This is a genomic window from Lactococcus petauri (assembly GCF_002154895.1).
GTDB lineage: Bacteria > Bacillota > Bacilli > Lactobacillales > Streptococcaceae > Lactococcus > Lactococcus petauri.
Window position 1 is genome coordinate 182,118 of the sequence record NZ_MUIZ01000005.1, and the last position, 24,745, is coordinate 206,862.

General features: G+C 38.0%; 22 protein-coding genes and 2 tRNA genes. 4 read left to right on the forward strand and 20 right to left on the reverse strand.

What is annotated here, in order from left to right; genetic code table 11:
* The first annotated feature begins 242 nt into the window (after positions 1 to 242).
* The 3 genes from BZZ03_RS08660 (at position 243) to BZZ03_RS08670 (ending at position 2,862) form a co-directional block, all read left to right on the forward strand.
* Positions 243 to 473 (forward strand): DNA-directed RNA polymerase subunit epsilon, encoded by a 231-nt coding sequence (locus tag BZZ03_RS08660; protein ID WP_017369648.1) that lies wholly within the window; start codon positions 243 to 245, stop codon positions 471 to 473.
* 120 nt (positions 474 to 593) lie between these two features.
* Positions 594 to 2,282, forward strand: a complete 1,689-nt coding sequence (rnjA, locus tag BZZ03_RS08665; RefSeq protein WP_086583026.1) for a ribonuclease J1 — start codon at positions 594 to 596, stop codon at positions 2,280 to 2,282.
* A 118-nt stretch (positions 2,283 to 2,400) separates the two neighbouring features.
* Positions 2,401 to 2,862 (forward strand): VanZ family protein, encoded by a 462-nt coding sequence (locus BZZ03_RS08670; RefSeq protein ID WP_086583027.1) that lies wholly within the window; start codon positions 2,401 to 2,403, stop codon positions 2,860 to 2,862.
* 12 nt (positions 2,863 to 2,874) lie between these two features.
* On the opposite strand, the gene add is transcribed toward BZZ03_RS08670, so the two are convergent.
* From add to BZZ03_RS08690, 4 genes are all read right to left on the reverse strand, one after another.
* Positions 2,875 to 3,909: an adenosine deaminase gene (gene add / locus BZZ03_RS08675; protein WP_086583028.1), complete on the reverse strand. Its 1,035-nt coding sequence runs from the start codon at positions 3,907 to 3,909 to the stop codon at positions 2,875 to 2,877.
* 182 nt (positions 3,910 to 4,091) lie between these two features.
* Positions 4,092 to 4,874: a DUF6273 domain-containing protein gene (locus BZZ03_RS08680; RefSeq protein ID WP_086583029.1), complete on the reverse strand. Its 783-nt coding sequence runs from the start codon at positions 4,872 to 4,874 to the stop codon at positions 4,092 to 4,094.
* A gap of 116 nt (positions 4,875 to 4,990) precedes the next feature.
* On the reverse strand, positions 4,991 to 5,425 hold the full coding sequence (locus BZZ03_RS08685; protein WP_019291815.1) for a SprT family protein: 435 nt from the start codon (positions 5,423 to 5,425) through the stop codon (positions 4,991 to 4,993).
* The gene (locus BZZ03_RS08690; RefSeq protein WP_086583030.1) at positions 5,406 to 7,538 is read right to left on the reverse strand and encodes a Tex family protein; all 2,133 of its coding nucleotides are present in this window, start codon (positions 7,536 to 7,538) and stop codon (positions 5,406 to 5,408) included. The genes BZZ03_RS08685 and BZZ03_RS08690 overlap by 20 nt, the downstream gene beginning before the upstream one ends.
* Before the next feature lie 96 nt (positions 7,539 to 7,634).
* Between BZZ03_RS08690 and BZZ03_RS08695 the strand changes: the two genes are divergently transcribed.
* Positions 7,635 to 8,246, forward strand: a complete 612-nt coding sequence (locus BZZ03_RS08695; RefSeq protein WP_086583031.1) for a nitroreductase family protein — start codon at positions 7,635 to 7,637, stop codon at positions 8,244 to 8,246.
* A 118-nt stretch (positions 8,247 to 8,364) separates the two neighbouring features.
* Here the strand turns inward: BZZ03_RS08695 and rpsD are convergent, their stop codons facing one another.
* The 16 genes from rpsD to BZZ03_RS08775 form a co-directional block, all read right to left on the reverse strand.
* Entirely contained in the window at positions 8,365 to 8,976 is a 612-nt protein-coding gene (gene rpsD / locus BZZ03_RS08700; protein ID WP_003133217.1) for a 30S ribosomal protein S4, read from the reverse strand.
* A gap of 202 nt (positions 8,977 to 9,178) precedes the next feature.
* Complete coding sequence (locus BZZ03_RS08705; protein ID WP_086583032.1) at positions 9,179 to 10,534, reverse strand: APC family permease; 1,356 nt, start codon at positions 10,532 to 10,534, stop codon at positions 9,179 to 9,181.
* 270 nt (positions 10,535 to 10,804) lie between these two features.
* Positions 10,805 to 11,254, reverse strand: a complete 450-nt coding sequence (locus tag BZZ03_RS08710) for a hypothetical protein (protein ID WP_086583033.1) — start codon at positions 11,252 to 11,254, stop codon at positions 10,805 to 10,807.
* A gap of 114 nt (positions 11,255 to 11,368) precedes the next feature.
* Entirely contained in the window at positions 11,369 to 12,013 is a 645-nt protein-coding gene (locus BZZ03_RS08715; protein ID WP_086583034.1) for an ATP-binding cassette domain-containing protein, read from the reverse strand.
* 19 nt (positions 12,014 to 12,032) lie between these two features.
* Complete coding sequence (locus BZZ03_RS08720; RefSeq protein ID WP_086583035.1) at positions 12,033 to 14,069, reverse strand: hypothetical protein; 2,037 nt, start codon at positions 14,067 to 14,069, stop codon at positions 12,033 to 12,035.
* 402 nt (positions 14,070 to 14,471) lie between these two features.
* Positions 14,472 to 14,545, reverse strand: a tRNA-Pro gene (locus BZZ03_RS08725).
* Between the two features lie 54 nt (positions 14,546 to 14,599).
* Positions 14,600 to 14,673 (reverse strand) — tRNA-Arg (locus BZZ03_RS08730).
* A gap of 119 nt (positions 14,674 to 14,792) precedes the next feature.
* On the reverse strand, positions 14,793 to 15,596 hold the full coding sequence (locus tag BZZ03_RS08735) for an energy-coupling factor transporter transmembrane component T family protein (RefSeq protein ID WP_019292582.1): 804 nt from the start codon (positions 15,594 to 15,596) through the stop codon (positions 14,793 to 14,795).
* Position 15,597: 1 nt separating this feature from the next.
* Positions 15,598 to 16,443 carry an energy-coupling factor ABC transporter ATP-binding protein gene (locus tag BZZ03_RS08740; RefSeq protein ID WP_019292583.1) on the reverse strand — a complete coding sequence of 282 codons (846 nt, stop codon included), beginning with the start codon at positions 16,441 to 16,443 and terminating at the stop codon, positions 15,598 to 15,600.
* The gene (locus BZZ03_RS08745) at positions 16,440 to 17,273 is read right to left on the reverse strand and encodes an energy-coupling factor ABC transporter ATP-binding protein (RefSeq protein ID WP_019292584.1); all 834 of its coding nucleotides are present in this window, start codon (positions 17,271 to 17,273) and stop codon (positions 16,440 to 16,442) included. The genes BZZ03_RS08740 and BZZ03_RS08745 overlap by 4 nt, the downstream gene beginning before the upstream one ends.
* 65 nt (positions 17,274 to 17,338) lie before the next feature.
* Positions 17,339 to 17,833: a DUF2325 domain-containing protein gene (locus BZZ03_RS08750; RefSeq protein ID WP_019292585.1), complete on the reverse strand. Its 495-nt coding sequence runs from the start codon at positions 17,831 to 17,833 to the stop codon at positions 17,339 to 17,341.
* Entirely contained in the window at positions 17,830 to 18,429 is a 600-nt protein-coding gene (gene nrdG / locus BZZ03_RS08755; protein WP_019292586.1) for an anaerobic ribonucleoside-triphosphate reductase activating protein, read from the reverse strand. Before nrdG ends, BZZ03_RS08750 begins: the two co-directional genes overlap by 4 nt.
* A 190-nt stretch (positions 18,430 to 18,619) precedes the next feature.
* A complete protein-coding gene (locus BZZ03_RS08760; protein ID WP_019293665.1) occupies positions 18,620 to 20,065 on the reverse strand; it encodes an APC family permease in 1,446 nt (481 codons plus the stop codon).
* Positions 20,066 to 20,277: 212 nt separating this feature from the next.
* A complete protein-coding gene (gene nrdD, locus BZZ03_RS08765; RefSeq protein ID WP_086583036.1) occupies positions 20,278 to 22,518 on the reverse strand; it encodes an anaerobic ribonucleoside-triphosphate reductase in 2,241 nt (746 codons plus the stop codon).
* A gap of 159 nt (positions 22,519 to 22,677) precedes the next feature.
* Positions 22,678 to 23,190, reverse strand: coding sequence for a cysteine hydrolase family protein (locus BZZ03_RS08770; protein WP_019336043.1), 513 nt, complete (start codon positions 23,188 to 23,190; stop codon positions 22,678 to 22,680).
* A gap of 104 nt (positions 23,191 to 23,294) precedes the next feature.
* Positions 23,295 to 24,656, reverse strand: a complete 1,362-nt coding sequence (locus BZZ03_RS08775) for an APC family permease (RefSeq protein ID WP_019291515.1) — start codon at positions 24,654 to 24,656, stop codon at positions 23,295 to 23,297.
* Positions 24,657 to 24,745: the final 89 nt, after the last annotated feature.

Here is a 24,745-nt window from a genome sequence, read left to right on the forward strand (position 1 = left end):
ATTTTTCGCTTTCCTATTTTGTATTTTTCTTTATCACTGACAAAAGTATTACTGTTATTTTCACTCAACTTTTTGTCTGTCTTTTACTTCTTTGAAAAAGCTCTTCTTGTTCTAAATGCTTTGGCTCTATAAACCTTTACTTTTCATTATCTCCATTTTATGCTAAAATGAAAGTAACTGTAAAACTGAAACACTCGGAAACAAAAGAAAGGAAAGCGAATTTTTATTCGCTCAAATATAATATGATTTTCAAAGCATTTTACCAAGAAGACAAAACACGTTCACCACGTCGTGAAACAACTAAGGTTCTCTACCTTGACCTTGATGTTACAGATACACGTGAAGGTGTCATCTTAGCGCGCGAACTTTTAGCTGCAAACACAGACTATCACGTTGAATTCATCGATTCACTTTCAGACGAAGCCGTTGAATATGAAAAAGAAAACGGTGGCCTTGAAATTACAAGCTTTTAATTAAAAAAAGATGCTTGCAACCTGCATCATCAAAAGATTTACTGCAAAACACTTTAGAAAGGGACAAAAGTCACCACTCTAAAGTGATTTTGTCATACAAATATGTATAGAAAGAAAACAATGATTAAACCATTAAAAATTAACTCCGACGAAGTCGCAGTTTACGCTATTGGCGGACTGGGCGAAATCGGAAAAAACACATATGGTGTCGAATATCAAGATGAAATTATCATCATCGATGCCGGTATAAAATTTCCAGAAGATGACCTATTAGGTGTCGATTATGTTATCCCAGATTATAGTTATATTGTCGAAAATATCGACCGTATCAATGGGCTCTTCATTACACACGGACACGAGGACCACATCGGTGGTATTCCCTTCTTGCTTAAGCAAGCGAATATCCCTATTTATGCAGGTCCGTTATCACTTGCTTTAATTCGTGGAAAATTGGAAGAACACGGGCTTTTGCGTGATGCAAAACTCTTTGAAATTCATGCGGACAGCGAAATTAAATTTAACAACTTAAGTGTTAACTTTTTCCGTACAACTCACTCCATTCCAGAACCTTTGGGTATTGTTGTGGAAACACCTCAAGGTAAAGTTGTAGCCACAGGTGACTTCAAGTTTGACTTTACGCCTGTTGGTGAGCCCGCTGATTTACATCGTATGGCGGCTCTTGGTGAAGAAGGTGTTTTGCTTCTTCTCTCTGACTCAACCAATGCCGAAATTCCAATCTTCTCTCACTCTGAAAAAGTTGTTGGCCAAAATATCATGAAGATTTTCGAACGCATTGAAGGACGCATTATTTTCGCTTCTTTCGCTTCAAACATCTTCCGTTTACAGCAAGCTGTTGATGGTGCTGTGAAAACCGGACGCAAGATTGTTGTCTTTGGTCGTTCTATGGAAAAAGCCATCGTTAACGGACTTGAACTTGGATATATAAAAGCCCCTAAAGGAACTTTTATTGAACCAAATGAGGTGAACCAATACAATTCAAGCGAGCTACTCATTATGTGTACAGGTTCTCAAGGTGAACCAATGGCTGCTCTAAGCCGTATCGCTAATGGTATGCACCGTCATATCACACTACAAATGGGAGACACCGTTGTGTTCTCATCTAACGCGATACCAGGTAACACACATGGTGTAAACCAGTTGGCTAACACAATCACCGAAGCTGGTGCAACCGTGGTTTATGGTAAGATGAATAATATTCATACTTCTGGGCACGGTGGACAACAGGAGCAAAAATTGATGCTCCGTTTGATTAAACCAAAATACTTCATGCCTGTCCATGGTGAGTACCGCATGTTAAAAATTCATGCCGGGCTCGCTCAAGACACTGGTGTTCCTAAAGAAAATTGTTTCATTTTCGAAAATGGAGATGTTCTGGCTTTAACTGCTGATTCAGCACGTTATGCTGATCATTTCCCTGCTGCTGATACTTATGTTGATGGCTCAGGGATTGGTGATGTCGGTAATGCAGTGCTTCATGACCGTCATGAGCTTGCTGAAGATGGTATTGTTCTTGCTGTTGCTACTGTGGATTTCAAAAATAAAACAGTGCTTGCAGGTCCTGATATGTTAAGTCGCGGCTTTATTTACATGCGTGAGTCTGGGGATTTGATCCGTAATGGTCAACGTGTACTTTTCAATGCTATCCGTGAAGCCATGCTCAATACCGAAAATGCTAATGAAGCTGTTGTGGCACGGGCAATGCGTGAAGCGTTGGCTCCATTCCTCTATAAACAAACTGAACGTCGTCCACTTATCGTTCCGATGATTATGACACCTGACGAAAAATAATACAAAAACCACATCTTTCGATGTGGTTTTTTATTTCCTGTTCTAGGCGCATTAAGCTTATTTTCAGTTATTTTACTATAATTAAGGATAAAAAACGTTTGAATATCTGAGGACTTTCATGTATAAATTCTCCAAAATTATCTTTGCTTATTATCTTCTATTTCTATTTTGGGGGATTCTTTTTAAATTTGATATCACACATACGATAAATACAGCACATTTGTTCCCTTCACGTAGCTTAAATGTTTCACCTTTTGATGCTTCTGGTGGACGTTTAGAAATCCTTTTTAATATCCTTATTTTTATTCCTTTTGGTTTTTTTATGGGTCGCTTTTCAGAACGGAGCTTTCTTGGAAAATGGGGAACAATTTTCCTTGTCAGTCTCTTTGTCGAAATCCTTCAATATATTTTCGGCATCGGAGCCACCGATATAACCGACATCATCACAAATAGTTCCGGTGGTTTGATGGGACTCTTGCTTTATCATGCCTTTCAGAAAAACGAAAGAAGACAAGATTTAGTAAGCTTGTTTTTTGGTGGCTTTCTTCTCTTCTTTACTTTCATTCTTTTACTTCATTAAAAAGAGCTGATGTTAATCAGCTTTTTTTATTTGGGCATACTCAATGGAAAACCGCTGATGGAGAGTTTCTTTTTCTTCCTCACTAATAAAGGCGCCATCAATAGCATAATGATTGATTCTTTCAAAATCAATCACCTGAAAATCATACCATTCTGCAATTTTCTCATATTCCTTTTGCAAATTGGTATTACTTACTGTGCGATTGTCAGTATTTATGGTTACATGAAGACCTTTCTTATACAATTCCAAAAAAGGATATTCTTCAAGATGGCGGATAGCTTTTGTTTGAAAATTACTGGTTGGTGCCATTTCCAAAACAATACCCAACTCTATCAAAATATGTTGATAGTCTGGAAGCTCTTTCGTCATGATGCCATGTCCCAAACGTGTTGCTCCCATCTCGACAGAATCAATAATGTTTTGTTCGCACCCTGGACACTCACCTGCATGCAGTGTGACTTGTATCCCACGACACGTCACCTTATCCAGCAAGTTTTTAAATTTTACTTGAGGGTAGTTTACCTCATCGCCTGCCATATCAAAGCCAACCAAATGCTCATCATCGATTTCATCAAAAAGCGGAACCAACTTTTCCAAACGCTCGATTGGCACCTGACGAAGACCACAGAGGAGAACATTTGCGACAATATCAAAGTCTTCTTCAGCACGAGAAACACCAGCAATAACAGCTTCTACAGCTTCTTCAAGTTCTAGATTTTTTTCCAGATGCTGACCAGGTGCAAAGCGAATTTCAATATATTTGACATTATCCTCAGCAGCTTGACGAACCACATCATAAGCTGCCAGCTCAAGATTAGTATAGCTTTGTAGTAACGGAAGAACGAAGTCAAAACGCTCCAGATATTCCAAAAGACTTTGAGTCGTTTCTGGCGCTTGTGCACAATTCAGTATTTCATCATCACTCATATTAAAATCGTACCCTATGTTATTAGCCAGCTGCTTAATACAAGACAAACTGAGTGAACCATCAAGATGACAATGAAGTTCAACTTTCGGCATTAAAGCAATGATTTCTGAATTAAGCATTAGATTAGAGCCCCCATAAAAATATATTTTTTCTATTTTACGCTTTTTTCTTACGACATGCAAATTTTTTCGTCAAGAAAAAAGATATTGGAACACGATATTCTTACATAGCATTGGTGAGCGATTTTATTTTTGAAACTTTAAGCGAAAGGAGTCCAATGTTAATTTTTACCCCAACCTCTTTACTTATCTATTTTTAGCACATATTCCTTATGCCCATTGATTTCTTTCTCTTCCACCTCTGTTTCAGGTGGAAGTGTAAAGGCTGGGCGGACATGGGCGGAATAGACAACACCGTTGCCTGAAAACATCCCATCATCAATCGTTTTCGCAACTACTGAATCCGTCGCAAAAGCAGTACGAAGCCACCAAGTATAAGCAACAAGGTCGCCTTCTAAAAAAGCAAGTCTGGTCGTATTGTCTCCATCCTTTCTCTTGAAATATAACAAATTTTCCTCTTCTTCCAAAAGAATTCTTTGCTTAAAGTTCCCTACATCAATATCCGAAAGCAAGAAAAGTTTACGCTTTATTTTATCTATATGCCTACTTTCAAAGTTAGGTTTTAGAGCTTTTATCCCAAGCTCTATGAGGGGAATATTCTCTTGCACATTTTTAGTCAAACGATTAATAAACTCTTTGTTCATAAAGGCATCAATCATACTATGCCCGTAATAAAATCTTTTCCAGCCCTCTTGAAAGGGCATGGGCGGATCCAGCAGATGTTTTCGAAGCAACAGAACATTGCCTTGATCAATATAATTTTTCGTGAGCACCAGATAGGGCACTAACTTACCTTTTTCCTTAATGTGAACGGTGTAGCCCAAACGTTTATCTTTGTCGTAAGCTAAGTCTCTTAAGTTTTCCGGCTCCTTTGCGGGAAATATATAAATAAAATCCTCTCTTTTCACAACTATAAACACAGCAATAAGTATTTGTAGCAAACTTAAGCCTAAAAACGTCATCATCTTTTTTTACTTTTCAATCGTCTTTCTCCTTAAAAATCGTGATAAATCTTTCACTAACTAATACGAGAAAAAATGAAAATTAACACTAAAAAGAGCAAAGAAAAAAGAACAAGAAGTTATCCTTGTTCTTTTAGTTTGCCGCGGCATTTGCCACAGGCATATTTTTTTATATCAATTTTACGTTGACGTTGATAAATCTGATGACAGCTTTGACACACATAAGTATGTTTAGCCTCTCTTATTGATGGAGCATAACGTAACCCCCCTACTTGAGCAAGTAAATCCTTGAACTCCCTATCTTTATGCTTATAACCTCGTTGCTGGTCATAGAGATGATAATGAACCAGCTCATGGAGAATAATACCATCAAACTCTGCTCGATTTGCCATTTTAGGGTTAAAATCCAAATGCATATCCTTAGGAAAAAAGCGACCCCCCGTACTGCGTAACCGACTATTCCACTGAGCAGTATGCAGAAATGGGCGCGCAAATTTCTCTACAGAAAGTTGACGCACATGGTCTGTTAATTCCTCATTGTTCACGTGGCTCAACCAAAGTTAAATTAATCTTACCACGCTCTTGGTCAATTGATTTTACCCAAACGGTTACGATTTGTCCGACAGCAACAACTTCATGAGGATTTTTCACAAAGTTTTTGCTCAGGTCAGAAACATGAATCAATCCGTCATTTTTAATACCAATATCCACAAAGGCACCAAAATCGACAACGTTACGCACTGCTCCTTCAAGTTTTTGGCCCACACGTAAATCGCTCGCGGAAAGAACATCTTGACGTAAGATTGGTGCATCAAAATTATCACGTAAATCACGTCCTGGTTTTGTCAAATCAGCAATAATATCTGTCAATGTTTCGCGACCAACACCAAGTTTTTCTGACATTTCGGCAATATTTACTTTTTTCAAAATTGCTGCGGAATTCGCATCAAGATCTGCTATATTAAGTGTTTCAAGTAATTTTTCGACCACTTGATACGACTCTGGATGGACTCCAGTGTTATCAAGGAAATTCTTTGCTTCAGGAATACGAAGGAAGCCTGCTGCCTGCTCAAAAGCTTTCGCCCCTAAACGTGGAACTTTTTTCAACTGCGCACGGCTTTTGAGAGCTCCATTTTCCTCACGAAACTTCACGACATTGTTGGCTAAGGTTTTGTTAAAACCAGCAACATGTGAAAGTAGCGCTGGACTTGCTGTATTTACATTGACACCAACTTGGTTGACGACCGTTTCAACAACAAAGTCCAAGTTTTCGGTAAGTTTCTTCTCTGCAACATCATGTTGATATTGTCCTACACCAATAGCTTTCGGTTCTATTTTCACCAACTCAGCCAAAGGATCTTGCAACCTTCTTGCAATGGAAATAGCCGAACGCTTTTCTACCGTCAGGTCCGGAAACTCTTCACGCGCCAACTCTGAAGCCGAGTAAACAGAAGCCCCAGATTCACTCACGATAACATAAAAGACATTAGACAGGGTATTTTCTTTTAAAACTTCGGCCACAAAGGCTTCGGATTCACGACTGGCTGTTCCATTACCAATAGCTATCATATCGACCTTATATTTAGAGATTAGTGCTGCTAACTCCTTTTTCGCTTGGGCAATTTGACTCGCATTAGCGGGTTTTACGGGATAGATAACTGTCGTCGTCAAAAGTTTACCTGTTGCATCAACAATGGCAAGCTTTGCTCCTGTACGATACGCGGGGTCAAAACCCATCACTGTACGCCCTTTAAGCGGTGCCACCAAGAGTAGGTTTTTCAAATTTTCACCAAACACTTCGATGGCTGCATCTTCAGCTTTTTCTGTTAATTCCCCCCGTACTGCACGTTCCATCGCTGGAAGCAGCTTTTTCTTCACTGCTTCTTTAATGGCTAAACTCATATATTTGTTGTTTCGCGCAGCAAAACGATTTTCAAAAAAGCGTAAAATCTTATCTTCGTTATGTTCAAATTTTACAGAAAGAACGCCCATCTTTTCGCCACGATTCAAAGCGAGTACACGATGATTAGGAAGCTCAGATACTTTCTCCGCAAATTCATAATAAATTTGGAAGACTTTTTTCTCATCAAGGCTTTGCTCTTTCAGACGACTTTCTAAGAGGCTATTTTGTTTCACTTCGCTCAATAGCCAGCTCCGCAATTTAGCATCCTCAGAGATCGCCTCTGCCAGGATATCCATGGCACCTTGAAGCGCTTTTGCTACTGTGGCGAAAGTTTCATTCGTATATTTCTCTGCTTCTGCTTCAAGACTTGGTGTATTTTTAACAATGAGTTGTGCAAGCGGGAAAAGACCATTTTCTTTCGCCACTGTGGCTTTTGTGCGGCGTTTTTCTTTATAAGGAAGGTAGAAATCTTCAACTTCGGATAGCTTCTCAGCTGCTTCTATTTGAGCCTTAAGCGCATCCGTTAATTTGCCTTGCTCCTCAATCTTGGACAGCACTGCTGTTTTTCGATCCTTAAGTTTTGTTAGGCTATCATTTTCGTCAATAATTTTTTTGATTTCAACTTCATCTAAGCTGCCCGTAACTTCTTTTCGATAACGGGCAATAAAAGGTACTGTGTTACCTTCTGCTGTCAGTTCAAGTACTTTTTGAACTTGTGAACTTTTAATATTTAGTAATTCAGCTATTTTTTGCGTATTTTCCATTCTTCCATTTTACCATATTATCACCATTTTCAATTCATGTGATTTCGATGTTTATTTGCTAAAATAGCTCTAGTAAAAAATTAGAAAGTGGAAGAAATGGAATATTTAGAATTAGCCCAAACACGCCATGCCGTCAAAAAGTTTGATAGGAAGAAAGTTCCTCTTGAAGAGATAAAAGACATTATTAAAACTGCTCGTTTAGCCCCTTCAGGCATTAATATACAAAGTTGGCATTTTGTCGTTATTGATTCAGCTGAAGCCAAAGCCGCACTTTTAAAAGAAGTCAATCCTTCAAATCACGAGCAGATTGAAACAGCAGGTGGCTTGATTATGATTTTTGCGGACAGTCAATATGCCGATCGCCTTAAACTTATTAGCGAGCGTGGCAGTGAAGAACTTTCAAGCCTTGACATTGAACGCTTTACTCAACGCTATCAAGCTTATGTCAATAGTTTTGATGCTGAATATCTCAATACCTATATGTCTATGACAACTGGCCTTGTCACAATGAACTTGCTCTATGCCATCTATGATAAAGGTTATAAGGCCAATGTTGTCCTTGGCTATAAACGCACAGAAAAAATCAATGAGATTCTCAACGTCGATAAAAAATTCCGTCCAGAACTCATCATCCCCTTTGGAACTTCTGAGGAAACTGGCCAACCAAGCTTTCGTTTGGGGCTTGAGGATATTATGGAAATTCGGTGATAAAAAATCTGCATTTAAGCAGATTTTTTATTTTGAGTTCAATATTTTTGAGAGTTTTATTGAAAACAAAAAACTCTAAGTCAATCTGACTTAGAGTTATAACTCGTGTGAAACGAGATTACATCATTTTGTTGTAGAATTCGACGATAAGTGCTTCGTTGATTTCTGTGTTGATTTCATCGCGTTCTGGAAGACGAACGAGTGAACCTTCAAGTTTATCAGCATCGAATGATACGAAGTTTGGACGTCCTTTAGTTGCTTCAACAGCTTCAAGGATTGCAGGAACTTTCATAGATTTTTCACGAACTGAAATAACTTGACCAGGTGCTACGCGGTATGATGGGATATCAACGCGTTTACCATCAACGAGGATGTGACCGTGGTTTACGAATTGACGTGCTTGACGACGTGTAGTTGCAAGACCAAGACGGAATACAACGTTATCCAAACGTTGTTCAAGCAAAGTCATGAAGTTGAAACCAAGAGTTCCTTCTTTAACACGTGTAGCTGCTACAAACAAGTTACGGAATTGACGTTCAGAAACACCGTAAGTGAAACGGAGTTTTTGTTTTTCAGCCAATTGCAAACCGTATTCAGAAAGTTTTGAACGGTTGTTAGGGCCGTGTTGACCAGGTACGTAGTTACGACGTGCAAGTTCTTTACCAGAACCTGTAAGTGAGATGCCGAGACGGCGTGATTGTTTCCAAGATGGACCAGTATAACGTGACATGTAAATGTCTCCTTCAAATTTTTTTGAAGAATATTGACAGCCTCGAATTCGTGCATTTCACTTTCGCCTTACAGCTTCGGTTACTTCGTAACAAGGGAAATGTTGACGAGTTTTCTAGCTGACTGCTATATTCAACTTTACTATTTTAGCAAAATTATTAAAAACTGTCAACATGACAAGTGAATCATTTACAGTATTCTTCTTATTTAGATTTTACTTTAACAACTGCTGCAATACTATCGCTGCTTCGCTTCATTTTCGTCTGGTAATAAAACACAGGAATACCGGAAAGCGTAATAGCAATCCCAATCATCGCAAGAACGGGCTGCTGTGTAATAGTCGTCCACATGATAAACAAGGCACCCAACATTCCAATGACAGGAAGGACAGGATAAAGTACAACCTTATATGGACGGTGCAAATTTGGCTCCTTTTTGCGGAGGATAAATACTGCAAGAATTAACAAGAAGGAGAAAAACCACATTACAAAGATGACCAGATTTGTCAGGATATCAAAGGAACCTGCTGCCATAAAGATGCAAGCTAAACTCCCAACCAAGGCCGTTGAAACAAAGGGAATGGCATTTTTATTGAGTTTACTCAAGTGTTTTGAGAAAGGAAGTGAGTTTTCTAAAGCTAGAGCATAAGGCACACGAATTGCTGTCATTGTGTAGCCATTGAGCGTGCCATAAACAGAAACTAAAATCCCAATCGTTACGAGCTTACCACCATTTACACCAAATAATTTTTGTGCAGCATCTGAAGCTGTATTTGCATTTCCTGCAATCTGATCCAGAGGCAGAACTTTCAAAAACCCTAAGCTAATGGCAATATAAATAAATGAAATAACCAATAAACCGATGGTGATAACTTTCGACAAATGTTTTTGCGGATTTTTCATCTCACCCGCGATATTCCCTACATTCATCCAGCCGTCAAAGGCAAACAAACTCGCGACCAAAGCACCACCAAGACCGGCAAAGAATCCGATATTTTGTCCCGCCTGAATCGGAAATAACTGCACATCCACTTGCGAATTGGTTGTCAAACCAAAAATAATAATCAAAAAGATTGGGATTAATTTTAAAATCGAAGTCACTTGCTGAAAACGTGAAGTAAAACGTGAACCCAATAGATTAATAGACATGATAGTTAAAATAGAGGCAATAGCGATAGGTAATAATAAGCCTTGAGGTAGGCCAAGCAAGTTCAGAACTTGTGTGGCAAAGATTATTCCTAGGGCTGCCATATTTCCAGGATTATAAATTAATACTTGTACCCAGCCAAAAAGAAAGCCCACTAGTTTTCCATAACTGCGCTCTAAATATTTTACAGCACCACCTGTTTCCGGAATGGCAGCTGCAAGTTCAGCAACACTGAGACCCGCACAAATCGTTAAAATACCACCCACTGCCCAAGCAAGCAATGTTAGCGAAGCAGATTGGGTTACTGCAACCATCGCAGCAATTTTGAAGAATACTCCTGCTCCAATAACCGTTCCGACAACGATAGATAAGGCTCCGAAAAAACCGACATCATTTTTCAAGTCTTTTTCCATATAATATCTTCCTTAAGTAATATATTCACTAATTTTTTTAGTGTTATGCACTATTATACTTTAAGTACTTCTACACACCTAACAATTTGCGGGACTTTAGGAGCTTGTTAAGCAAATGTAATTCTTTAGATGAATTAAAGAACAAAAAACTCAGCTACGAAAACTTCTCAGCAAACACAACTCAATGGCTGTCAGAAGACAACAGCTTTTTATCCACTGCTATTTTTTCAAACCAATCTTACAGAAGACCATGAACAATCTCCTTAAAAATTAATACCAGTTTGTTGGGTTATACCAACAAGAAAATGTAGCAGAAGATCTTCCATAAGTAGTTGCAAGTGCCCATTGTTTAAATCCAGCATTTGCTACTTGACTTCTCGTACCTACTTTAGCTTTAGCACCATGTCTTTGATATCTAGAGCTGTAATGGTTAGAATGTCCTCTTTTCATTCTTCCCCAATCATAAAGGTCAGAAAAATATACCCATCTCCCTGAAGCATGATTAATAGCTGGTCTTGCTTTCTTATTGGTGTTAGACCCTAAATTACTTTCTACAATATTACCTTCAGGGTCAAAATGGATATATCCCTCAGAATCTGATGTGTGTGTGATATCCCCATATGGCTCTTGCTTATCCGCAAAGGCAACTGAACCACCCAATAAACTTCCAAACAGTCCAAAAGAAAGTACCAACGTTGCTAAATATATCGTTTTTTTCATATTTACCTCCAAAATATTTTTTATATACAATGTTGCTGTGTCTCCGATAATTTTAAAGCCGAGGATTGTTCATGATCTTGTGTAGGGTTGATTTTAAACAAGGGCAGCGCAAAATTAAAGCTCTATGCTTTTATTCCCTTTCTTTGCCAGTTCCTCATCATGAGTGACAATGATTACTGCTTTCCCCTCTATTGATTGTTGAAATAAAATATCCGTAACGATATCTCTGTTGAGCGAATCTAAAGAACCTGTGGGTTCATCCGCTAAGATAAGTATGGATGGCTTTAAAATAATTCGCGCGAGTGCAACGCGCTGTTTTTCTCCTCCAGATAAATTGCTAATCATTGTGGATAGTTTTTTATTTAAATTGACCGCATTCAGTGCCTCCTTTTTTTGTTTTACTTTCTCTTTCCTACTTAATTTGCTATATTTTAAGCCTATTTCTAAATTAAAATTAATTGTTTCTTCTTCAACTAGACCGAAATCTTGAAATAAAAATGATATTTTATTTCTCTTGATTTTTAGCTTTTCTTTTCCTTTCAGCTCTGACGCTTCAATACCTTCAAATAAATATTCTCCTGAACTTACCGTGTCGTTCATCCCTAGTATGTTTAACAGCGTCGTCTTTCCAGAACCACTGACACCTTTGATGGTAACAAAATCACCCTTATTTACAGTAAACGCATTGATTGAAAAAATGGGTTTATCCTGTATCTTTTTTTGGATGTTAGATAGAGAGACTGTTTCGTTTTTATTCATCACTTTCCCCTTTAAAGATTTAATTAGACATTCTTTTTTCAACTCTAAACAAAGTCATACTGACTACAATGACATTGAGTACCATGGCCAGAAAGATATTAATAACAAATTCTTTGCTGATTTCAGACAAGAATACAGCTATAGATAAACCCATCATTAGTTCGAATAGCAACAATAAAAAGACTGAGGCATAAGCTTCAAAAAAAGAATAACCGTTTAGCCTTAGCAAATAAAATTTTTTATTATGATACTGGAAAAAATAGGCAGTGGTGAGTAAGCAAACAATGGAAAAGACAAATACAGTCAATAGGGAGCTGATTAATAAAGAGCTGAGCGAACCAGACAGGCTTTTTATTAGCGTAATCTCTGACTTTTCATAGGGGACAAAAGAAGGTAAATTATCTGTTAACTTGTTTTTCTCTAAAAGCCCGCTAAGCTTTTCACTTGACTGCCCAGCTGTTTTTATTTTGATTGGCGGATACATAGCACCACTAAAAATATTCCTTTCCCAACTGTCGCTGTTTTTGAGTGTTAAAATATCTAAAATAGGATAGTCATCAATCCATGGCTTATTGGGAACAAAACTGTAGACAGGTTGTTTATCTTTGATATAGATAATCTCCGTTAATTTATCCTCAAATTGGAGTAAGTCTTTAAAATAGTATTCTTCTATCTTCTTTAAGTCATCACTTCCCTTGAATCTTTCGGGAATGAGTAATATCCTTTTTTCTTCACTTTCTTCTATAAGGACTCTCTGATTATTTTCATCTAAAATCTCGAATTTTTTTAAATAATTAGGGTTGAGTTGTATCGTTCGTCCAAACACTTCGTTCTCTTTTATATTATAATGTTGTATACTTACCAGCAAGCTCCCGTTTTGGTTTAAATAGCGATAAATCTCCTCCTCTTCTTCTGCTCTAGAATCCTTGTCATGGTCAAATTCAAGTTGATTTTTTCCCACAACAACGGGGTAAAAAACATGATAGTTATCTTCACTTATTTTTTTAGGCACTTTACTATTAAAGGTGATACTGGATGTTTGATACATAATCCTTGCTAAATCTAGGTGAGTTGCGACTAGCATCATCAGAAAAATAAGTTTTATCGCTGTTGGCAATATGTTGATAAATAACTTTTCTCCTTTATTTTTACTCTCTTTTTTTCTCCGACCTAACTTCTCCACGACATAAACCATCATCATCAACCAAACATAACTCAAGGCTAGGAGTAGTCCAACATTTATCATAAAATTAACACAATAGATGCGTGAAATGCTTCCTAATAAATAGGTAAGTAAAGCAATGGATGCAAAAATACAAGTTGCATACCCCTTGCCGATAAAGTTATTTATACTCGCTACGATAGAATAGCCATTTTGTCGTAAAATATGAATTTTTTTATGAACCGAAAAAATCCAAAAACTCAACATCACCGTAAAAAAGGTTATGCCAATCTTTAAATAGCTTGAAATATTGTAAATGTCCCTACCCGATGATAATTCATAACTTTCACTTTTTTCAAAATCTGCAAAATCTTTGTAAGTATAGTTCTCATCAAAAGCTTTGTTATAAGTATTTTTAATCTGTTCTACCGTATCTTTATATTTGTTTTTATCCTCTGTTTTTATAAAAACTTGCCACTCAAATTCATTTTTATTTTTTAAATTATCTATACCGTCTATAGTTAAGACTGATTTACTCAATGGAGGGCTGTACACGCTTTTTTGATGCGTCTGAGGTACATACAAGGTTATCTCTGCTTTTTCTAGGAACTTAAAATTGATCCCTTCTTTGATAAAGTACCCTTGGTCTACAACTTTATAGAGTGTAAATAATCCCTCCTGTTTTGAAATTTTTTCTATAATATCAATCGCGCTGTCGTTCTCTTTTTTATTCGTTATTTTTTTAGGTTTTTTTACAGGAGAATAACTATACGTATATCTAAAAAAGTCTGTCACTTTATCTCTTGAATATTGCTCTACCTGAAAAATAAACATTCCAAATAAAATGCTGAGTAGAAGAATAGCAAGATTAAATTTTAAAATTCTTTTTTTCAAAAAAGCCTCATTTCAGTTAGTACTTTTATTCTCAAGGTCTGTTTTCTACTATTTTTTGATCTGTTCTGCAATGTTGACTTCACATCCTCCTATTCACAATAAATTTTATTCATGGCACACTATTATCCGTAAAAAAATATTAAATATAACAAAAAAATCAAAAAAACTTTTTAACTGCTACTTCTAGAATTGCAATACTTCTTGATATGTCCTATTTGCTTTGTTCTATATAGCACGCCCTGATACTAGAGTGACAATATTAATACCAAATCAAAGCAAAACAAAAAATAGACTCCAAAGAATCTATTCTTTAACTCACTAACTCCAACCACAATACAGGCTCAGTTTTCATTTCCAACAAAAAAACTCATCTACGAAAGATGAGTTAGGGTTAGTCGGTAATCGGGAAGACAGGATTCGAACCTGCGACACCTTGGTCCCAAACCAAGTACTCTACCAAGCTGAGCTACTTCCCGAAGGTATGAAAATTTTTTACAATAATAAAACGGGCAAGCCCGAATTAATTATTATGCACCCGGCAGGATTCGAACCTGCAACCGCCTGATTCGTAGTCAGGTACTCTATCCAGTTGAGCCACGGGTGCGTTTTTTAACTACTTGATTATTATAGCAAATCAACTTTGCGAATGCAAGAATAAACTCATAATTAAACAAAAAAAACCGAAATTATTCAGTTTTTTTATTCTAAAAGTAGCTGTGCGAATTAACGACTAAAGGTATTCCATGACAGTAAGAGAGCAGCCAATATAAAAATACTCAGTAATAAAATAAAATCATTTTTCGACCATTTGAGCTGACGATATTTACTGCGCCCATCGCCTCCTTGATAGCCTCGTGACTCCATGGCAACTGCTAAATCTTCTGCACGTCGGAAGCTCGAAACAAAGAGCGGAATCAATATCGGGATAATCGAGCGGACTTTTTGCAAGAGATTCCCTTCACCAAAATCCATACCTCTTGCCTTTTGGGCATTCATAATCATGGTTGTATCGTCCATCAATGTTGGAATAAAGCGAAGTGAAATCGAAAGCATAAGTCCTAATTCATGTACCGGTACCTTGATTTTCTTCAAAGGTGCTAAACCAGTTTCAATACCATCTGCCAAGGTTAGCGGCGGCGTGGTCAATGTGAGTACTGTTGACATAAAGATAATTAACACAAAGCGGAAGAAAATATAGAGTGCGTTAATTAAGCTCTCTGTTGATATTTTCAATATCCAAAATTGAAAAATAATATGTTCTCCAGGTGTAAACAGCATCTGAAAAATAACTGTAAATAAAATCAAGCCAATCATCGGTCTTAGACCTTTAAGGAAATAAGAAATAGAAATTCCTGATAAAAGGACACCAGCAAAAGTGTAAAGAATTAAGAGTAAATAGCCTAACCAGTCATGTGCAAAGAAAATCACGATAACAAAAATAAACATGACTAAAAGTTTGCTTCGAGGATCCAGACGATGAATCAGCGAATTTCCAGGGATGTAACGTCCCATAAGCATATTTTGCATTCTACTTTTTCGCCTCCTTCAGCATTTGAATCAACTCTTGACGTTTGATAGGCAAGCGGTCAAAGACCACACCTCGCTGCTCTAACTTGACAGCAAATTCCGTTGTTTTAGGTACACCAAGCTCATGCTGCATCAAAAATTCAACATTTTGAAAAACGTCTTGAGGACTACCTGATGAAATAACACGTCCTTTTTCTAAGAGATACACCTTGTCTGCATATTCGGCCACATCATCCATATTATGTGTGACCAAAACAACTGTCTGTCCTTCTTGATGCAGGTGACTAAAGAGCTCCATCATCTCGATACGGGCTTTGGGATCCAATCCAGCAGTGGGTTCATCAAGAACTAAAACTTTAGGTTCCATTGCTAAAATTCCCGCAATGGCAACACGGCGCATTTGTCCACCTGATAATTCAAAAGGCGATTTTTCAAAGTTTTTTTCTGCTAGACCGACAAGCTCGAGCTTTTCACGCGCAATTTTAAGCGCCTCTTCTTGCGAAACACCAAAGTTTTGTGGACCAAAAGCAACATCCTTCAAAACCGTTTCTTCAAAAAGCTGACTTTCAGGAAACTGGAAAACAACCCCCACCTTTTTACGTGCTGGCTTGATTTCTTTTTGTTTACTGCTGGCCTGAATGACAATATCATCAATATTGACCTTACCTTCTGTAGGTTGCAACAGGCCATTAAGATGTTGTAATAGTGTTGATTTCCCTGAACCTGTATGGCCAATAAGGGCAGTATAACTTCCTTCTGCCACCTCTAAATTGATGTCAAAGAGCGCTCGACTCGCAAAGGGAGTATTCGGTTGGTAAGTGAAATTTACCTTATCAAATTTAATCATTTTCTCAGTCTTTCTGCTAAGAGTTCTGCCAGTTCTTCTTCATTTAAATATTTTTCTGGCAAGTTAAAGTCCGCTCGTAAATCCTCGGCTAAGTTCGATGTGAAAGGCATATCTAAACCAATATTAATCATATCCTCACCAGAACCAAAAAGTTCCTCTGGCTTGGCGGATTTGATAATTTTACCCGCACGCATGACCAATACACGATCAGACAGGGTAGCTTCATCAAGGTCATGAGTAATCGAGAGCACTGTAAGATTATATTCTGCCTTAATTTCACGGATAACGCGCATGATTTCAGCACGTCCTGTCGGATCAAGCATGGAAGTTGCCTCATCAAGAATAATAATTTCTGGACGCAATGCGATAATCCCTGCAATAGCAACACGCTGTTTTTGTCCACCAGATAATCGTGCAGGTTCCTTGCCTTTGAACTCTAGCATATTGACTTGTTTTAAAGCCTGGTCCACACGCAAAATCATCTCTTCACGAGGAATACCCTGATTTTCCATTCCAAATGCGACGTCGTCCTCAACAGTTGCTCCAACAAATTGATTATCAGGGTTTTGGAAAACCATTCCTATTTTTTGACGAAGTGCCCAAACGTTCTCCGAACTTAAAATTTGTCCGTCAATTTTTATATTTCCAGATACATTTTCAAGTAAACCGTCAATAGCACGAGCTGTGGTTGACTTTCCTGAACCATTTTGACCAATGATAGAAACCCACTCTCCTGCTTGGACAGCAAAAGATACCCCATCTAAAGTGGGCGCTTCTTGATCTTCTTCATATTTGAAAGTTAGATTTTCTACTTCGAGGATTTTATTCATAAAACTAATTATACCAAATGACTTGCATTTTCGCTATCTCTCATTTTTGCAAAAAAGCCCTGATGTCAGGGCTTAAACATTTTTGCAAAATCAACTTCCTCTTCAGTAACTTTGAAGTCCTTCAGAGCCGATTTTAAGGCAAGATTTTTTGCTTTCTTGGGTAGCTGGTACTTTTCTTCAGAATTGTTCGTAGAAGGATTAGCCAACTTTTGTTGCGGACTTTTTTTTCTTGGCATTTTTGGCTTCATAGTTTTTTCGGACAATTTTATTTCCGGAAAGGCAAGCTTAAGCTTTTCAATAATCTTTTCTACACCGAAATTACTGCCTATCCAGAAAGGTGTATCACTCGCTTTTGCTGCTTCTTTTGCAAATCGAACTGAAGCATGAGCGACATTGAGGTTCCGAATCATCACAAAGTCAGCTTGCGCCACTAATTGGTCAATTTCGGAACGCCTAGGTTTTTTCTTGTCAAAACCGAGAAAGCCAATTTCTACAGCTGCTAATCCTTCACGTAAGTCATGCCAATAGCCTGATTCACAAATTACTAACACAGTTTTCATATTAGCTTTTCCTTATGAATTTGTTCTACAGCTGCTTTACCGTCATTAAGTTTTTCCCAGATGACTACTCGATGCTCAGCGAGGGATTTTTTCACATCAATAATTCGTTGATTTGAAGAGCCTCTAAATTGGAGCAATAAGTTTTTCTTACTGAGTTTAAAGCGACCGTCAACAAGTATATCAATATTTCGCAAAAGCTCAAGTTTGGTTTCATCCTCTTGTAGAAGCTCTTCCCAAGTATAACCCGTCCAAGACCAAATATCCTTTTCAGGAAGTTCTGCGCGTATACGTTTGACCAGCGGTAAAGCAACGCCAGTATTGAGGAAAGGCTCACCACCAAGTAATGTCAATCCCTGAACATAAGACTGGCTCAAGTCAGCCATGATTCTTTCTTCTAATTCTTTTGTATATGGACTACCGTAACGGAAATTCCAAGTTGCTTGATTATAGCATCCTTCGCAGTGGAATTTACAGCCGGATAAGTAAAGCGAGCAACGTACACCTTCACCATCAACAAAATTGAAAGGCTTATAATCTGAAACATAGCCCTGTTCCAAATCCGCAGCAAGCCACTCTTGTGGTTTTGGATTATTCATCTGCCATTACTCCTATCTCTATTTTATCTAAAATTTCACAATTCATCCTCTTAATCACAATGAAGAGGATATCATGCAGACAAGCCTGATAAAGCTTGACGTTCCTCATTAGACCCTTTAGGGCAATGAGAGTAGCGTATCAAAAAATGAGCAATTTCTTCCGAAACTACTCATTCTATTATACTACTTTTTAGACTAAATCATTTGATTTTTTTTGCTCACGACGCGCAATAAATGGAAGGAGCATTCCTAAAAGAATCAAGACAACTGGTGTCAAAATGTTCGAAGTCAATTGGAACCACCAAGCCGAAGGGTCGGCAGCAAAATCTACTTTTGGTACCATACCAAGGACACATGCTACTAAAGTGAACAAGAAACACCAGATACCAGCAAACATCGCCAAGCGTTTTTGCTTGATAAATTTGTATTCAGAAGTAAAGTGTTTGATCGCACGATTAAGCATGATAAAGGCGAAGAATACCCACATGTAGCGCATTGGCATCACCACTGAGTTTAAGTTTGTCAGCCATTTGACCAATTCGTTCATGTTTCCTATTCCAAGCAAAGGCATCAAAATAACGATACTTACCAAAATTCCTGTCAATACGAAACCATTGATCAGTGTTCCTTTGGCAGTCGTTTTACGTAGCCAAGCTGGAACAAATTGTGGATCTGCATCCGCAAGCAAAATACGCAATGGCGCATCTATTGAAAAGGCAAGCGCAGCAATTTGACCGATACCTTGTGTAAAGGCATAAACATACATCAGGCTATTGCCAATACCATAGTGTTCGCCAAGCATTTGAAAGGCAGCATAGGCACCATTGGCCATGAGGTCATCAGGCAAGTTACCACTTGTAAAGAGCATACCCATCGCAACTGAGCCAAGAACGGCACAGACACCGACCATTGCAGCAAGCATAAACATTGCTTTTGGAAACTCACGTGCAGGACTCTTCATTTGGTTGACATAAGGTGAAATTTTTTCTGCACCACCAACCGCAAAGACTAGCATAGAGATTGTTGTGAAGTAACTGAAGTCGAATTTAGGGATATATGTGTTGATATTTCCCATATCTGGCGTTGCGATTGCAAAGTCTTTTGCAATAAAAGGAACGCTGACAGCCATCACGATAAAGAGCAAGCTCATGACAAACATTGCTGTTCCTGCAAGTCCCCCAATAACTTTAAGCGTGTTTAAGCCTTTTGTTGCGAGCCAGAGGAAGAGAAGGAAAATAATCAATGAAATGATGGCAACCATCGGAACAGACATCAAACTTACAAGTTGTCCATCTCCACGACCAATCCAACCAAAGGCAATCAAAATAGCTTGAGGTTTTTGGGCCAGATAAGGGATATGCACAACCCAATATGTCCAGGCTGCATAATAGGCAAGACGTTTTGTTGAAGTTTGTTCAACCCACGAACTTACGCCTCCTTTACTGTCTTTAAAAGTTGAGCCTAACTGCCCAACAATAAGTGCATAAGGTACAAAGTAAAGCGCCAAAATCAAAATCCATGAGGTAACAACTGTGATCCCTTGCTGGGCGAAGTTATTGACCACATTTCCCATGCCCCAAACCATGTTGAAGGCGATAAATGCGACGGTAAACCATCTAATTTTTTTAGTGTCCATATTACTCCTTAAAATTTTTTATCACTCTGCGGACAAGACAAAGTAATTTTTTACGCGCCTTTTACAAATGTAAAAAAGCGGTTGCATTAAAATTATAAAATAAAACTTAAACACTGTCAATATTATTCTTGAATTTTCACTAAAATTTTAAATTTGTCCCTGCTTTTTTATCTTTTCATAAAAAAAATGAATCCTAAGATTCACTTTTTACTTTATTTTACAAACTTGCTCTTTGCATGATCTACAACTTCACTGTCAATGCTCTCGCCATCTTCAAGAACACCTACAGAGCCATTCATATGTTTGACACGCGCTGATATTTCTTTATGACGACCATGAACCATAGGGCGAGCTTGAGGGTTACCTAGGTACCCACATGTTCGTTTTACCACATCACATGTTTGTGGGTTAGCATTGTCACATTGGGGACATTTAAAGCCACGCTCAGTCGCAGTAAAGTCTCCTTCGAAACCACACTCATAACAATGGTCAATCGGTGCATTTGTTCCCAAATAGCCGATACGATCATAAGCAAAGTCCCAAACGGCTTCAAGTGCACGAGGATTTTGTTGAATCATTGGATATTCCGCATAGTGGATAAAACCTCCGTTGGCATAAACGGGATAATCTTTTTCAAATTCCAATTTTTCAAATGGAGTTGGATTTTTACGCACATCATAATGGAAGCTGTTCGTATAGTAATCTTTATCGGTGATATCCGCAACAGAACCAAATTTCTCCTTATCCATACGACAGAAACGGTCTGTCAGACTTTCACTTGGTGTAGAGTAAACAGAGAAATGATAACCGGTTTCTTTACTCCAGTCTTTACAATCTTGGTTCATACGTTTTACGATTTCCAAAGTAAAGTCTTTTGCTTCCTTGTTATTTTCCCACGTTGGTCCATAGAAACTTGTTGCAACTTCATAAAGGCCGATATAGCCAAGGGAAACTGTTGCACGTTCATTTTTATAAAGCTCATCGACTGAATCTTCAGCTTTCAAGCGACCCAAGGCCCCATTCATAAAGAGTATAGGGGCATTTTTGGGTTGGGCTTCTTTTGTACGGTTAACACGGAAAACCAAAGCATCCTTAGCAATGGCAATGCGTTCATTAAAAATTTCCCAGAACTTTTCTTTATCGCCTGCCGCTTCAAGTGCAATACGTGGAAGGTTTACCGTTACTACTCCGAGGTTATTACGGCCCGCAGTTACTTCATTGCCCTTTTCATCTTTCCAACCATGAAGGAAGCTACGGCATCCCATACTTGCTTTAAATGAACCTGTTAACTCGACAATCTTGTCATAAGACAAGATATCTGGATACATACGCTTTGTGGCACACTCTAGTGCCAAGTTTTTAATGTCATAGTTTGGCGTACCGACTTCAAGATTCAAACCACGCTTCAAGGTGAAAATTAATTTAGGGAAAATAGCTGTACGATGCTCTTTTCCTAAACCTCCGATACGGACTTTCAGGATAGCTTTTTGGATTTCACGTGCATACCAGTCTTCTCCTAAACCAAAACCAACTGTAACAAAAGGTGTTTGCCCATTTGAAGTAAAAAGCGTATTGATTTCATATTCCAAAGATTGCATCGCATCATAGATATCTTTTTTAGTTTTTGCTTGAGCATAGGCTTCGCGTTTTTCCGGTTGCTCAATCCACTCTTCCGCATCTTTTAAATGCTTCGCATAGTTTAATTTTGCATAAGGTGCTAAAATTTCATCAGCACGGTCAAATGAACAGCCGCCGTATTGTGAGCTAGCTACATTTGCAATAATTTGTGAAGCTTGAGCAGTTGCTGTTTGAATGGACTTAGGTGAATCTACTTGAGCATTCCCTAATTTAAAGCCATTTTCAAACATATTTTTAAAGTCAATCAAACAACAATTTGACATCGTTGTGAAGGGAGAATAATCTAAGTCATGATAATGAATTTCCCCTTTTTGGTGGGCATTCGCTACATGAGGAGGGAGCATCTTTAAACCAATGGCTTTAGAAACAGCACCTGCAGTTAAATCACGCTGTGTATTGAAAACATCGCTATCCTTGTTGGCATTCTCATTGACAACCGTTTGGTCCTTGTTGATCAATTTTTCGATGGTAAAGTTAATGTCTGTTGCCTTACTTCTTTCAAGATCACGTTGTGTGCGATAAGTTGTGTAAACTTCCGCCCACTTTGTTTCACCAAGTTCCATCAACAGATGTTCCACAATACTTTGAATTTCATAAATCTTAACATTATCCGTAAAACGTGTGAATATTTCGTGCACTACACGATCGCAGATTTCTGCTATACGCTCCTCTGAAGCCGGAGGTAGTATTTCATCCCCAGCTTTTTGCAACGCCTCAAAAATTTTGCTGCTGTCAAACTTTACGGAGCGACCATCACGCTTAATCACACTGATTTCTCGATCTGTTACAACAGTGCTTTCCTCAACCATTTTCATTGTTTCGTTCCCCCATTTTTTAATTCCTTGTGCTTCTATTCTATCAAATAAATTTTTCTTTTTCCACTATATCTAGTATCATTTTTTATGAAAACAAAAGAAAGCACACTATATATAGTGTTGAGGCCAAAAATAAAAAAAGAGCTATTTTTGCTCTTTTTAGTCATTAATCACATTAATTTGACAAGATTTCATTGTTTCTAAAGCTGCACGATGACTTTCTGGAGTTACACCCGCACAACATGAGGCATCAACAGTAATTTTTACTTCTGGAGCAAATGACTTAATCAATAAAGCATTTGAAACCACACATATATCCGTACAGATACCAATGAGTTCCACTTGCTCCACATTCTCATTGCGGATATATTCTGCAAGCTCTACTGAACCAAAGATATTTTTTTCGAACACACGTTGAAAGCCAACTTGTGCTTCCTTACGTATTTCCCAACCCTGAGTACCTTTTTGACAGTGAATTACTGGCAAGTTTTGTCCTTCTTGAGTTGTTAGGTAATCTTCAAAGTGTGTATCTTGTGTAGCCAGTCGTTCACTTTCAGCGTAAGACACCAACTTCTCAATAACCCTTGGAACAATAGCTTGCGCTTCTTTTGTGCCCAAAGAACCATCTATAAAATCATTTTGAAAGTCAATCAATACCAGTAATTTTTTCATAAGCAAATTATAGCAAATTTACTTTAAAAAGCAAATACTGATAAAAAATAAGCTCTCCTTCCAGCTCCAAAAGAAAAACTCCATACTCGGAGTTTTTTTCTATATTAACGATGGTACTTCTTGTCTAGATGGTTGTATACAGGAAGACCAATTAAAGTAAAGACAACACCAACCAAGGCTGGAACTTGGTTACTCATATAGTCTGAACTAATCAAGGTCATGACTAAGATGAAGACACCACCAATGATTGCAATAATTGGAATAACTGGATAAAGTGGTACTTTATATGGACGGACTAATTCTGGTTCGCGCTTACGTAAGATAAAGACCGTTATGAAAACCATAGTGTAGAAAATCCAAATTACAAAGACCAACATATTTGTTAAGAAGTCAAAAGCATCGCTTGAAAGCATTGTTACAACTAACATGATTGCTGCAATTGCAACTTGCAGAATACCTGAGTTTACGGGCACGCCGCTCGCTGAGAGCTTTTTAAACGTTCTCCAGAAAGGGAAAGATTTCTCTGTTGCCAAAGCGTATGATGCACGCATTCCTGTCATTGAATAACCATTAATTGTACCGTAAACAGAAATTAAGATACCAATTGTGACAAGTTTACCTCCCATACCACCAAAAATTGTATTGGCAACAATAGCAGGGAGATTCGGATCATTTTCCATCAAGGTTGGAATACCTAAAGTACGAATATAAGCTGCATTGATAAAGACATATACAAACATGATAGCAACAATACCAAGAATAATCGCACGAGGCAAATGTTTAGCAGGGTTTTTCATTTCACCGGCAATATTACCAGCATAAATCCAACCGTCATAGGCAAACATAGTTGCTAAAAGACCTGAACCAATTGCAGACGCCAAGGATAGATTTTCTCCTGCTGTAATAGGAAGCAATTGGAAATCAACACCACCAGGACGAAGTAACCCAACAACAACAATCAAGGCAATCGGAATTAACTTAATCACTGTTGTAACGGACTGAAGGCCTCCCGCAGCTTTAGAACTAATGAAGTTAATTAAGGTAACTGTAATTGCTGCAATTACACCGACTATTGCAGTGTTAGCTGCGCTCACATTCATCCCAAACAAATTTAAAAATTGTGTACCAAATACAACAGAGAGTGCTGCAATATTTGCAGGGAAGTAGATAATAGACTGTGCCCAACCTAAGAGAAATGACCAACGTTTACCAAAACCACGTTGAATATAGCGAATCATCCCACCTGTTTCAGGGATAGCAGCAGCAAGTTCTGCAGCAGTTAATCCCCCACAAATTGAAATGATACCACCAAGTATCCAAACCAATATGTGCAATCCTGGTTGGCCTGTGAGTTCCGCAACTCGTCCGGCCTTGAAGAATACACCTGCACCAATAACCGTACCCATTACTGTTGTAAGGGCAGGGAAGAAACCAAGCGTTCGCTTCATTTCATTTTTTTGTTCCATAAGAGCTCCTCTTTCAAAGATAAATTTTTGATAAGATTAATAATAACAATGCTGACTCCTAACATCAGCATTAGAGAGTAATCTTGTAA